The following is a 12780-nucleotide window of genomic DNA, read 5'->3' on the forward strand; positions in this document are numbered from 1 at the left end:
TCGAGAGAAAACCATGTCCCGTTCCGAACTCCTTTTTGCCCAGGCCCAGAAGCACATCCCCGGTGGCGTCAACTCGCCGGTGCGTGCCTTCAAGAGCGTCGGTGGCACGCCGCTGTTCTTCAAGCACGCCCAGGGCGCCTATGTCATCGATGAAGACGACAAGCGCTACGTCGACTATGTCGGCTCGTGGGGGCCGATGATTCTCGGCCACAGCCACCCGGACGTGCTCGACTCGGTGCGCAAGCAACTCGAGCATGGCTTGTCGTACGGCGCGCCGACCGCGATGGAAACCGAGATGGCCGACCTGGTCTGCTCGCTGGTGCCGTCGATGGAGATGGTGCGTATGGTCAGCTCCGGCACCGAAGCGACCATGAGCGCCATTCGCCTGGCCCGTGGCTACACCGGCCGCGACGCTATCATCAAGTTCGAAGGCTGCTACCACGGCCACTCCGACAGCCTTCTGGTCAAGGCCGGCTCCGGCCTGCTGACCCAGGGCGTGCCGAGTTCGGCGGGGGTCCCGGCAGACTTTGCCAAGCACACCCTGACCCTGCCGTTCAACGACCTCGCCGAAGTCGAAAAGACCCTCGCCGAAGTCGGCCAGAGCGTCGCCTGTATCATCGTCGAGCCGGTTGCCGGCAACATGAACTGCGTACCGCCGGCGCCGGGCTTTCTTGAAGGCCTGCGCGAGCAGTGCGACAAGCATGGCGTGGTGTTGATCTTCGACGAAGTGATGACTGGCTTCCGGGTATCGCTGGGCGGCGCTCAGGGTCATTACGGCATCACCCCGGACCTGTCTACCTTCGGCAAGATCGTCGGTGGCGGCATGCCGGTCGGCTGCTTCGGCGGCAAGCGCGCGATCATGGAATGCATCGCCCCGCTCGGCCCGGTGTACCAGGCCGGTACCCTGTCGGGTAACCCACTGGCCATGGCCGCCGGCCTGACTACCCTCAAGCTGATCAGCCGTCCGGGCTTCCACGATGAGCTGAGCCGCTTCACCAGCAACCTGCTCGACGGCCTGCAACAGCGCGCCGATGCTGCGGGCGTGCCGTTTGTTACCACTCAAGCGGGTGGTATGTTCGGCCTGTACTTCACCGGCGCGGACGATATCGTCACCTTCGACGACGTCATGGCCAGCGACACCGAGCGCTTCAAGCGCTTCTTCCACCTGATGCTGGAAGGCGGTGTGTACCTGGCGCCAAGCGCGTATGAGGCTGGTTTCACCTCGATCGTGCATGGCGATACCGAGCTGAAAATCACTTTGGATGCGGCCGAGCGGGCGTTTGCCAAGCTGAAGTAAATCAGCGCGGCTGAGGGCCTTTTCGCGGCGGTCCGCCGCGAAAAGGCCCCCGCAGACCCACCTTCAACAGAAAATCGAGTAAAACTTTGTAAGGTTGGCGCTGCTTATCCCATAATGTGCCACCAGAGACATCGGACAGCTTGCAGAGGTAAGTCGATCCCCATGAACCGCACCGGCCGCGCCCTGACCCTGGGCTGCCTGTTGCTCCTTCAGCCCCTGCTGGCCTTGGCAGAGGGCGGTAACTCGTTGCTGATTCCAGCGACGGGCCGCTGCACTCTCAACGTTCAGCCAGAGGACCTGCAGAACGCCCTCAAGGCGTGCGAGCACACTGCCGAGTCTGGGGATGCCCAGGCGCAGTACGAGCTGGGCGAGTTCTACTACAGCGGTAACGGCGAGCAAGCCGCACGCGACCTCAACAAAGCCCTCAACTGGTTCCAGCAAGCCTCGTTGCAAGGCCATGCTCAGGCCCAGTATCGGCTTGGCTCGATGTTCTTCCATGGTGAAGGGGTCAAGGCCAACAATGTCCAGGCGTACATTCTGCTGAAGATGGCCGCGGTCAACGGTGCCGAGGATGCCCTCGACCTGGCTGACGAAGTCACCGAGCAGATGCCCCGCGACGAACTCGAGCACGCCACCCAGGTGCTCGGCCAGATCTTCCGCAAATACCTGCTCGAACTGCAGAACGCCGAGGGCCGCAGCCCTTTCGCCCCGCTGCCGTAAGGATTATTTGGTAGGTATTGGCATCGGGAACGGCATCACGTTGCCGGTGATCTTGGCTTCGCTGATCTTCGCTGTACCCAACCGCTCGACTTCATCGATGCGCACGATCGAGTGCATCGGCACGAAGCTGCGGATCACTCCCTCAAACTGGGCCTTGAGCTTTTCTTCGCTCGGATCGACCACCACCTGGGTGCGCTCGCCGAAGACGAACTCTTCGATTTCGAGAAAACCCCAGAGGTCGCTCTGGAAGATCTGCTTGGCATACATTTCAAAGACCTGCCCCTGATTGAGGAAGATCACTTTGTAGATCGCGGGTTCGCTTTTGCTCATGATCGGCGTATAGGCACACTGGTCTGAAAATGGCCCGCATCATAGCAGAGCCCGGCCCACTGCGAGGCCTCACATGGCGCCGACGGCGGGTCAATTGGTCGGCAAAAGCGCCTGCACCGACCCTTGATCGTTTCAGTGCTTTCGCCACTGTCAGACAAGGGTTATTCTTGAGTTCACCTCTATAGCCGGCGAGCGGCCTAAAACGACCTTGAACGCACCCATAGAACCCCATCGTTTCATCCTCGAACCCTTCGAGGCCCATCGTTTCGCCAACCTGTGTGGCCAGTTCGACGAGCACCTGCGGCTCATCGAGCAGCGTCTGTCCATCCAGATCCGCAACCGCGGCAACCAGTTCGAACTGGTCGGCGAACCCAAGACCACCTCCGCTGCCGAACAGCTGCTGCGCCGTCTCTATCGTGAGACCAAGGCCACCGAGCTGTCGCCGGAAACGGTCCACCTGTATCTGCAGGAGTCGGCGGTCGAACACATCGCCAATCCGGCGGTCAACGAGGTCAGCGTTTCGCTGCGCACGCGCAAGGGCAAGATCACCCCGCGCGGTGCCAACCAGCAACGCTACGTCAAAGAGATCCTCGCCAACGACATCAACTTCGGTGTTGGCCCGGCCGGTACCGGCAAGACCTACCTGGCCGTAGCCTGCGCAGTCGATGCGCTGGAGCGCGAACAGGTGCGGCGCATCCTGCTGGTGCGTCCGGCGGTCGAAGCGGGCGAAAAGCTCGGTTTCCTGCCCGGCGACCTGTCGCAGAAGATCGACCCGTACCTGCGTCCGCTGTACGACGCTCTCTACGAAATGCTCGGTTTCGAGCATGTGGCCAAGCTGATCGAGCGTCAGGTCATCGAGATCGCGCCGCTGGCGTACATGCGCGGTCGCACCTTGAACAACAGCTTCATCATCCTCGACGAAAGCCAGAACACCACGCTCGAGCAGATGAAGATGTTCCTCACCCGGATCGGCTTCGGCTCGACCGCGGTGATCACCGGTGACATCACCCAGGTCGACCTGCCACGCGGCACCAAGTCGGGCCTGACCCATGTCATCGATGTGCTCAAGGACGTGCAGGGCATCAGCTTTACTCACTTCCAGTCCAAGGACGTCGTGCGTCATCCATTGGTGCAGCGCATCGTCGAGGCCTACGACCGTTTCGAGAGCCGCCAGGCCGAGGCACCCGCACGCGATGCTTGAACTCGACCTGCAACGGGCTACCGATGCGGCCAGCCCTGATGACGCCGACTTCCGCCGCTGGTGTGAGCTGGCCTTGCGCCAGCGCACTGCCGATTCGGAAATGACCATTCGCCTGGTCGATGAAAGCGAAGGCCGTGAGCTCAATCACACCTACCGTCATAAAGATTACGCAACCAATGTGTTGTCATTTCCTGCCGACGTCCCCGACGAACTGCTCGATATTCCCCTGCTGGGCGATCTGGTGATCTGCGTGGCCGTGGTCGAGCGCGAAGCGGCCGAACAGGGCAAGGCACTTGAAGCACACTGGGCACACCTGGTTATCCATGGTTGCCTGCATCTGCTTGGCTACGATCACATCGATGATGACGAAGCCGAAGAGATGGAAGCACTGGAACGAACATTGCTGGCAGAACTGGGTCACCCTGACCCGTATGCCGACGACCACCTCCCTACTACCGACATCAGCAAGGAACACGAGTAACCGCCATGAGCGAAGACCGATCGAGCAACGGGCAAAAGTCCTGGCTGGGCAAACTGACCCAGGCTTTTGCCCATGAGCCGAAAAACCGCCAGGAGCTCCTCGAGCTGCTGCGCGAAGCCCATCAGAACAAGCTGCTCGACAGCGAAGCGCTGACCATCGTCGAAGGTGCAATTCAGGTCGCCGACCTGCAGGTACGCGACATCATGGTGCCGCGCTCGCAGATGATCAGCATCAAGGCCAGCCAGACCCCGCGCGAGTTTCTGCCGTCGGTGATCGATGCCGCGCACTCGCGTTATCCGGTGGTCGGCGAAAGCCATGACGATGTGCTCGGGATCCTCCTGGCCAAGGATCTGCTGCCGCTGATCCTTCAGGAGAACGGCGACAGCTTCAACATCAAGGACCTGCTGCGCCCGGCCACCTTCGTGCCGGAGTCCAAGCGCCTGAATGTGCTGCTGCGCGAGTTTCGCGCCAACCACAACCACATGGCCGTGGTGATCGACGAATACGGCGGCGTCGCCGGCCTGGTCACCATCGAAGACGTGCTTGAGCAGATCGTCGGCGACATCGAAGACGAACACGATGTCGAGGAAGACAGCTACATCAAGCCGCTGCCAAGTGGCGACTTCCTGGTCAAGGCGCTGACGCCGATCGAGAACTTCAACGAGTTCTTCGACAGCGAGTTCTCCGATGACGAGTTCGACACCGTCGGCGGCCTGGTGATGAGTGCCTTCGGTCACCTGCCCAAGCGCAACGAAACCACCGAAATCGGCGCGTATCGCTTCCGCGTGCTCAACGCCGACAGCCGCCGCGTGCACTTGCTGCGCCTGACCCCGATTAGCCGTTAAGGAACACCATGCGTTGGATCACCCGCCCCGGCTGGCCCGGTAACCTGCTGGCCATGGCGGCCGGCGCGTCTACCCTGCTGGCCCTGTCGCCGTTCGACCTGTGGCCGCTGGCCCTGCTTGCCGTCGGCCTGTTCTACGCTGGCCTGCGCGAGCTGAGCCCACGCCAGGCCATGGGTCGCGGCTGGTGCTTCGGCTTCGGTCTGTACGGCGCCGGCACCAGCTGGATCTACATCAGCATGACCACCTACGGCGGCGCCTCGCCGTTGTTGGCGGTACTGCTGCTGGTGGCATTCTTTGCCGCCATTGCCTGGTTCTTTGCCCTGCCCGCCTGGCTCTGGGCGCGCTGGCTGCGCCGGAACGAAGCGCCGCTAGCCGACGCCTTGTGCTTTGCCGCGCTGTGGCTGCTGCAGGAGGCCTTCCGCGGCTGGTTCCTGACCGGCTTCCCGTGGCTTTATTCCGGTTACAGCCAGCTGCATGGCCCGCTGGCCGGCCTCGCGCCGCTCGGCGGGGTGTGGCTGATCTCGTTCGCCCTGGCCCTCAGCGCTGCATTGCTGTGCAACCTGCACCGACTGCGCGCACGCCCGGCATTCATGGCAGTTGGCGCACTGTTGCTGGTGGCGCCATGGGTACTCGGCATGGCCCTCAAGGACCACGCCTGGACGCGCCCTGCCGGCGAGCCGCTGAGCGTCGCCGCCGTGCAAGGCAATGTCGAGCAGGACCTGAAGTGGGACCCAGCACACATCGACGCGCAACTGGCGCTGTACCGCGACATGAGCTTTACCTCCAAGCGAGTGGATCTGCTGGTCTGGCCCGAGACGGCCGTGCCGGTCCTCAAGGATCAGGCCCAGGGCTACATCGACGTGATGGGACGCTTTGCCGCCGAGCGCAACTCGGCCTTGATTACCGGGGTACCGGTGCGCGAAGTGGTGCATCAGCAACGGCGCTACTTCAACGGCATCACCGTGACCGGTGAAGGCGATGGCACCTACCTCAAGCAGAAGCTGGTGCCGTTTGGCGAGTACGTGCCGCTGCAGGACATGCTGCGCGGGGTGATCGAGTTCTTCAATCTGCCGATGTCGGACTTCGCCCGCGGCCCGGACGACCAGGCGCTGCTGCAGGCCAAGGGTTATCAGATCGCCCCGTACATCTGCTACGAAGTGGTCTACCCCGAGTTTGCCGCCAGCCTGGCGGCGCGCAGCGATCTGCTCCTGACCATCAGCAACGACACCTGGTTCGGCACCTCGATCGGCCCGCTGCAGCACCTGCAGATGGCGCAGATGCGTGCGCTTGAAGCGGGCCGCTGGATGATCCGTGCGACCAACAATGGCGTTACCGCGCTGATCGACCCGTTTGGCCGCATCACCACGCAGATCCCGCAGTTCCAGCAGGCGATCCTGTATGGCGAAGTGGTGCCGATGCAGCAACTGACGCCCTACCTGCAATGGCGCTCGTGGCCACTGGCGATTGTTTGCCTGCTGCTGATGGGCTGGGCGTTGGCCGCCAGGCGCATAGCCAAAACCGTGTGAGCAAACCGCGCAACACCTGCCTGCGCGGCCCCCTGTAGGAGCGGCCTTGTGTCGCGAAAGGCCCGCAAAGCGGGCCCGGGGATCTCGGCGGCGAAGCTGAAATCTGGGGCCGCTACGCAGCTCTTTCGCGACACAAGGCCGCTCCTACAAGGGGCGGTGTAATGAGCGGAAGGCGCATTGCCTCAGTAGAACAGCCGATAACCGATCATACCCGCCACCTCATTGAGCAATTGCCCGCTCTGCCAGACTGCTCTGCTTTCAGGCAGCAGCCCGGCAAACGGCCGCGCATGATCCTGGCCGAGGAAGCCCACCGGCGCCGGCACTACCTCGAAGCCCGCCTGCTCGAAGCTCCAGCGCGAGCGCTGCATGTGCCAGGCCTGGGTCACTACCACCACCCGGCGAATGCCCAACGGCTGCAACAGTTGCGCGCTCATCTGGGCGTTTTCCCAGGTGGTACGGCTGGCCTGCTCCTGCCACTTCACCGTAACGCCAAAGTCATCGCGCAGCCGATCGGCCATCAACTGCGCCTCGCTGGGCGGGGTACCGTAGTGCAAGCCACCGCTGGTCAATACCGGCAAACCAGAGGCCTTGGCCAATTGCGCGGCGTAGCGCATGCGCTCCAGCGCGTGCCCGGTAGGCTGATCCTGACCACCCCAGGCAGGATCGCCGCGCTCGCGGCCGGCACCGAGTACCACGATCGCATCTGCCCGCTGGGCCAGCCCCGACCACTGCGCCAGGCTCAGCGGCGTTTCGGTTTCCAGCTGGCGCGCGACCTGCTCCACCACCAGCGGCAGGCTCATCAGCCATAAACCGCCCAGCCCCAACGTAAAGCAGGCAAATGCCAGCCGCGGCCGGCGCTTGCGCAACCACCACGCGGCCAGCAGCAAGATGAACAGCAAGCCAGGCGGCATCAGCCACTGCTTGATAAAGAATCGAATAGGCATTGCCTGCACCTCCTGTGAAGGCGTGCAGACTAAGAGGATCGACACCGAGCGACAAGTAGCGCCCGGCGCCGATCATGCTATGTAGATGATTGAACCGGCGCGCGGCGTTTTGCGCGCCAGCAGGCCAGCACGGCTACCGATGCGGCAGCGTCCTGGATCTGACCGGGGCGACGGAGCGCTTCCTGTCCTTGAGCCAGATGATCTTGGCTGAGCTCGGCTCCGCTGGTTTGACCGCAGCGGCGCTGGCAATGCGGCTCTCTGGAAAGATCTCCAGATAGGCCTTGATCACTTCGAACTCTGCGGGGCTCAGGCCACGCAACTCAAGTTCCGCTGGCATCTCGTCGCGCAATCGCACCGCCGTGCGGGCAGCTTCCAAGGCCAGCCCAAGGCGGTCGATCAAGCGTTCATACAGCTCCGGTTTGCTTGCGGGTAACTGCGACTCTCCCATCCGTTCACCTCATTGAAGATAACGATATCTCCCCCCACACCTGAGCTTAGCGGCGTTGTGCAAAGCAGCAGAGCGCTGCGACCAACGGCCCCCGGCGCCGCTGCGGGCCAATTGGGTTTCCCACGATACACAGCGCTCATGTATGCTACGGCGTTCACTCTCACCGACACCGGAGTGCCGGATGCAGCGAGGTTCCGCTGCCGGGAACAAGGTCTTCTCTCTCTCAGCCAAAAGTAGCCATGCACGAACAATACACGCCCCGTGACATAGAAGCCGCCGCCCAGAAATCCTGGGACGAGCAACAATCGTTCGCTGTTACCGAACAGCCAGGCAAAGACACTTTCTATTGCCTATCGATGTTCCCGTACCCGAGCGGCAAGCTACACATGGGCCACGTGCGCAACTACACCATTGGTGACGTGATCGCGCGCTACCAGCGCATGCTCGGCAAGAACGTGCTGCAGCCGATGGGCTGGGACGCCTTCGGCATGCCGGCGGAAAACGCCGCGATGAAGAACAACGTCGCCCCGGCCAAGTGGACCTACGAAAACATCGACTACATGAAGACCCAGCTCAAGAGCCTGGGTCTGGCCATCGACTGGTCGCGTGAAGTCACCACCTGCAAGCCGGACTACTACCGCTGGGAACAGTGGCTGTTCACTCGTCTGTTCGAAAAAGGCGTCATCTACCGCAAGAACGGTACGGTCAACTGGGACCCTGTCGATCAGACGGTACTGGCCAACGAACAGGTTATCGACGGCCGTGGCTGGCGTTCGGGCGCGCTGATCGAAAAGCGCGAAATCCCGATGTACTACTTCCGCATCACCGCATACGCAGACGAGCTGCTGGAAAGCCTCGACGAGTTGCCGGGCTGGCCTGAACAGGTCAAGACCATGCAGCGCAACTGGATCGGCAAGTCGCGCGGGATGGAAGTGCAGTTCCCCTATGACCAGGCAAGCATTGGTCATGCCGGCGCACTTAAAGTCTTCACCACCCGCCCCGACACGCTGATGGGCGCGACCTACGTCGCCGTCGCCGCTGAGCACCCGCTGGCTACCCAGGCTGCCCAAGGCAACCCGGCGCTGCAGGCGTTCATCGACGAATGCAAAGGCGGCAGCGTTGCCGAGGCCGACATGGCCACCCAGGAAAAGAAAGGCCTCGCCACGTCGCTGTTCGTCGAGCACCCACTGACCGGTGAGAAACTGCCGGTCTGGGTCGCCAACTATGTGCTGATGCACTACGGCGACGGCGCTGTCATGGCGGTGCCGGCCCACGACGAGCGTGACTTCGAGTTCGCCCAGAAGTACTCGCTGCCGATCAAGGCCGTGGTGCGCACCAGCGCTGGCGACGAAGTCGGCAGCACCTGGGAAGCCGCCTACGGCGAGCACGGCACCCTGATCAACTCCGGCGCCTTTGACGGCCTCGACTTCGCTGGCGCGTTCGACGCCATCGAAGCCGCGCTGATCAGCAAGGAGCTGGGCAAATCGCGCACGCAGTTCCGTCTGCGCGACTGGGGCATCAGCCGCCAGCGCTACTGGGGCTGCCCGATCCCGATCATCCACTGCCCATCGTGCGGCGACGTGCCGGTGCCGGAAGACCAACTGCCAGTCACCCTGCCAGAGAACGTCGTACCCGATGGCGCCGGCTCGCCACTGGCACGCCTGCCTGAGTTCTATGAATGCAGCTGCCCCAAGTGCGGCGCTGCGGCCAAGCGCGAAACCGACACCATGGACACCTTTGTCGAGTCGTCCTGGTACTTCGCCCGTTACGCCTCGCCGAACTACGAAGGTGGCATGGTCGACCCGAAAGCGGCCAACCACTGGCTGCCAGTCGATCAGTACATCGGTGGCATCGAGCACGCCATCCTGCACCTGCTGTATGCGCGCTTCTTCCACAAGCTGATGCGCGATGAAGGCCTGGTCACATCGAACGAGCCGTTCAAGAACCTGCTGACCCAGGGCATGGTTGTTGCCGAAACCTACTACCGCGTAGCCAGCAATGGCGGCAAGGACTGGTTCAACCCGGCTGATGTCGAGCTGGAGCGCGACAGCAAGGCCAAGGTCATCAGTGCTCGCCTCAAGACCGACGGCCTGCCGGTGGAAATCGGCGGCACCGAGAAGATGTCCAAGTCGAAGAACAACGGCGTCGACCCACAGTCGATGATCGACGTCTACGGCGCCGACACCTGCCGCCTGTTCATGATGTTCGCCTCGCCGCCGGACATGAGCCTGGAATGGTCCGATTCCGGCGTTGAAGGCGCAAGCCGCTTCCTGCGTCGCGTCTGGCGCCTGGCCCAGGCCCATGTGAGCCTCGGCTTGCCGGGCAAGCTGGACACTGCGGCACTGGATGACGGGCAAAAGGCGATCCGCCGCGCGATTCACGTGGCGATCAAGCAAGCCAGCAGCGATGTTGGCCTGCACCATAAATTCAACACTGCCATCGCCCAGGTGATGACCGTGATGAACGTGCTGGAAAAAGCCCCGACCGCTACCGCCCAGGACCGTGCCCTGCTGCAGGAAGGCCTGGAAGCAGTCACCCTGCTGCTGGCACCGATCACCCCGCACATCAGTCATGCGCTGTGGCAGCACCTGGGCCACAGCGAGGCGGTGATCGACGCCACCTGGCCGAGCGTGGATGAGAGCGCCCTGGTGCAAGACAGCGTGACACTGGTGGTACAGGTCAACGGCAAGCTGCGTGGTCAGGTCGAAATGCCCGCCACTGCCAGCCGCGAAGAAGTCGAAGCTGCGGCGCGCGCCAACGAAAACGTGGTGCGCTTCACCGACGGCCTGACCATTCGCAAGGTCATCGTGGTTCCAGGCAAACTGGTCAACATCGTCGCCAACTGATGGCAACGCTCGCCCGCAGGCACTGCGGGCGAGCGGAATCGGCCCACAAGGGAGCTTCAACATGATCAAACGCAATCTGCTGGTAATGGGCCTGGCCGTCATGCTCAGCGCCTGCGGTTTCCAGCTGCGCGGCACCGGCACTACCGAGCTGACCATCAAGGAACTTGATGTCAGCGCGCGTGACGCCTACGGCCAGACCGTTACCCAACTGCGCCAGGTACTTGAGCGCAGCGGCGTCAGCCTGCGCAGCGGTGCGCCGTATCGCCTGTCGCTCGACAACGAGCAGCAGACCCAGCGCGCAGTCACCTACAGCAGCGGCAGTCGCTCGGCCGAGTACGAACTCACCACCGTGCTCAACTACAGCATCAACGGCCTGAACAACGTGCCGTTGCTAAGCGACAAGCTCGAAGTGCGCAAGATCTACGTGCGTGACGGCGACAACATCACCGGTTCCGACCAGGAAGGCACCCAGACCCGCGACGAGATGCGCCGTGATCTGGTCCAGGCCATGGTCGTACGCCTGCAGATGCTGACCCCAGCTCACCTCGACGAACTGCAGCAGCAAGCGGATCAACGTGCCAAGGCTGAAGCCGAAGCCGCCGCAGCCGCGCAGCGCTATCGTGACGAAACCCCGCAGCAGTCGCCACTGGAAATCCCGGGCACCTAAGCCCGTGCGGGGCACCGCCAGGTGCCCCGACCTCTGCTCATGAAGCTCGCCCCCGCCCAACTCAACAAGCATCTGCAAGGTACTCTTGCGCCTGTCTATATCGTCAGCGGCGATGACCCGCTGCTGTGCCAGGAGGCCGCCGACGCGATTCGCGCCGCCGCCCGCCAGCAGGGTTTTGACGAGCGCCAGGTGTTCAGTGCCGATGCCAACTTCGACTGGGGTACGCTGCTGCAAGCCGGTGCCAGCCTGTCGCTGTTCGCCCAGCGGCGCCTGCTCGAGCTGCGCCTGCCCTCGGGCAAGCCTGGTGACAAGGGCGCGGCGGCGCTGATCGAGTACTGCTCGCGGCCCGCTGAAGACACTTTGCTGTTGATCAGCCTGCCCAAGCTCGACGGCAGTGCGCAGAAAACCAAATGGGGCAAGGCGCTGGTCGAGGGCAGTCAATGCCAGTTCATCCAGATCTGGCCGATCGATGCGCAGCAATTGCCGCAGTGGATCAATCAGCGCTTGGCCCAGGCCGGGCTGTCCGCCCAGCGGGATGCGGTCGACCTGATTGCGGCGCGGGTCGAGGGCAACCTGCTCGCAGCCGCCCAAGAGATCGAAAAGCTCAAGCTGCTCGCCGAAGGCAACCAGATCACCGTCGAAACCGTGCAGAGCGCGGTGGCAGACAGTGCTCGCTTCGATGTGTTTGGCCTGGTCGATGCCATTCTCAAAGGCGATGCGACCCATGCCCTGCGCATGCTTGAAGGCCTGCGCGGCGAGGGCGTCGAGCCCCCGGTGATTCTCTGGGCGCTGGCCCGCGAGCTGCGCCTGCTGGCGGGTATCGCCTTGCAGTTCAGCCAGGGCATCCCGCTCGACAAAGCCTTCAGCCAGGCGCGTCCGCCTGTCTGGGACAAGCGCCGGCCACTGGTCAGCAAGGCCCTGCAACGGCTGTCGGCGCAGCGCTGGGCGCAGTTGCTGCAGGATGCTCAGCGTATCGATGCGCAGATCAAGGGCCAGGCGCCTGGTTCGCCTTGGACGGGGTTGACGCGGTTGGCGCTGTTGATGGCTGGACAGCGATTGGTATTGCCTTCGGAATAGCCGGGGCCGCTTTGCGCCCCTTCGCGGGTGAACCCGCTCCCACAGGTACGGCGGCGCTGCAAAACACTGTGGGAGCGGGTTCACCCGCGAAGGGCCGCAGAGCGGCCCCAACAATCTCGACCATATACACAATCAATTGGCCCCACCCCGCGCCAAGCCCTAAAGTCCGCCCCGCACACCCACCCAAGCCGGGGAACCCCGCCATGAGCAAAAAGCCGCAAAAGCACCGCCCCAACAAAGCCAAGTCGATCATTGCCCAGCCGCTTTTTCGCAGCCGCCAGGAGCAACCAGACAAGGGCAAAGGCAGCTACCGCCGCGAAGCCTTCCAATCGAGAGATTGGGAGGTTTCTTACTTTTTGGCCGCATGAAAGCATCCAGCGCGCAGGCATGATATGGTC

13 protein-coding genes are annotated in these 12780 nt (G+C 63.0%); 10 read left to right on the forward strand and 3 right to left on the reverse strand.

The genetic code is table 11. From position 1 onward, the window contains the following. Positions 1–13: 13 nt before the first annotated feature. Positions 14–1297, forward strand: coding sequence for a glutamate-1-semialdehyde 2,1-aminomutase (gene hemL, locus CXQ80_RS20740; protein ID WP_101322245.1), 1284 nt, complete (start codon positions 14–16; stop codon positions 1295–1297). A 162-nt stretch (positions 1298–1459) separates the two neighbouring features. Beyond that, positions 1460–2017, forward strand: coding sequence for a tetratricopeptide repeat protein (locus CXQ80_RS20745; protein WP_101322246.1), 558 nt, complete (start codon positions 1460–1462; stop codon positions 2015–2017). 3 nt (positions 2018–2020) lie between these two features. Here the strand turns inward: CXQ80_RS20745 and CXQ80_RS20750 are convergent, their stop codons facing one another. After that, positions 2021–2347, reverse strand: a complete 327-nt coding sequence (locus CXQ80_RS20750) for a DUF1820 family protein (protein WP_101322247.1) — start codon at positions 2345–2347, stop codon at positions 2021–2023. A gap of 208 nt (positions 2348–2555) precedes the next feature. Between CXQ80_RS20750 and CXQ80_RS20755 the strand changes: the two genes are divergently transcribed. From CXQ80_RS20755 to lnt, 4 genes are read left to right on the forward strand one after another with little or no spacing between them, the layout of a single operon-like run. Beyond that, complete coding sequence (locus CXQ80_RS20755) at positions 2556–3548, forward strand: PhoH family protein (RefSeq protein ID WP_101322248.1); 993 nt, start codon at positions 2556–2558, stop codon at positions 3546–3548. Continuing rightward, complete coding sequence (gene ybeY, locus CXQ80_RS20760) at positions 3541–4029, forward strand: rRNA maturation RNase YbeY (protein ID WP_101322249.1); 489 nt, start codon at positions 3541–3543, stop codon at positions 4027–4029. Before CXQ80_RS20755 ends, ybeY begins: the two co-directional genes overlap by 8 nt. Positions 4030–4034: 5 nt before the next feature. Next, complete coding sequence (locus CXQ80_RS20765; protein WP_101322250.1) at positions 4035–4874, forward strand: HlyC/CorC family transporter; 840 nt, start codon at positions 4035–4037, stop codon at positions 4872–4874. Between the two features lie 8 nt (positions 4875–4882). Beyond that, positions 4883–6400: an apolipoprotein N-acyltransferase gene (gene lnt, locus CXQ80_RS20770; RefSeq protein ID WP_101322251.1), complete on the forward strand. Its 1518-nt coding sequence runs from the start codon at positions 4883–4885 to the stop codon at positions 6398–6400. Positions 6401–6582: 182 nt separating this feature from the next. Here lnt and CXQ80_RS20775 read toward each other — a convergent pair whose 3' ends face one another. Both CXQ80_RS20775 and CXQ80_RS20780 read right to left on the reverse strand, forming a co-directional pair. After that, positions 6583–7344 (reverse strand): YdcF family protein, encoded by a 762-nt coding sequence (locus CXQ80_RS20775; RefSeq protein WP_101322252.1) that lies wholly within the window; start codon positions 7342–7344, stop codon positions 6583–6585. Between the two features lie 133 nt (positions 7345–7477). Then, positions 7478–7792, reverse strand: a complete 315-nt coding sequence (locus CXQ80_RS20780) for a hypothetical protein (RefSeq protein ID WP_101322253.1) — start codon at positions 7790–7792, stop codon at positions 7478–7480. Positions 7793–8031: 239 nt separating this feature from the next. Between CXQ80_RS20780 and leuS the strand changes: the two genes are divergently transcribed. From leuS to arfA, 4 genes are all read left to right on the forward strand, one after another. Continuing rightward, positions 8032–10638 carry a leucine--tRNA ligase gene (leuS, locus tag CXQ80_RS20785; protein ID WP_101322254.1) on the forward strand — a complete coding sequence of 869 codons (2607 nt, stop codon included), beginning with the start codon at positions 8032–8034 and terminating at the stop codon, positions 10636–10638. Positions 10639–10699: 61 nt separating this feature from the next. After that, positions 10700–11305 carry an LPS assembly lipoprotein LptE gene (gene lptE, locus CXQ80_RS20790; protein WP_101322255.1) on the forward strand — a complete coding sequence of 202 codons (606 nt, stop codon included), beginning with the start codon at positions 10700–10702 and terminating at the stop codon, positions 11303–11305. 39 nt (positions 11306–11344) lie between these two features. After that, positions 11345–12382 (forward strand): DNA polymerase III subunit delta, encoded by a 1038-nt coding sequence (gene holA, locus CXQ80_RS20795; protein ID WP_101322256.1) that lies wholly within the window; start codon positions 11345–11347, stop codon positions 12380–12382. 203 nt (positions 12383–12585) lie between these two features. Next, on the forward strand, positions 12586–12750 hold the full coding sequence (gene arfA / locus CXQ80_RS20800; RefSeq protein ID WP_101322257.1) for an alternative ribosome rescue factor ArfA: 165 nt from the start codon (positions 12586–12588) through the stop codon (positions 12748–12750). Positions 12751–12780: the final 30 nt, after the last annotated feature.

It is taken from the genome of Pseudomonas sp. 02C 26 (genome assembly GCF_002843585.1).
Classification (GTDB): domain Bacteria; phylum Pseudomonadota; class Gammaproteobacteria; order Pseudomonadales; family Pseudomonadaceae; genus Aquipseudomonas; species Aquipseudomonas shirazensis.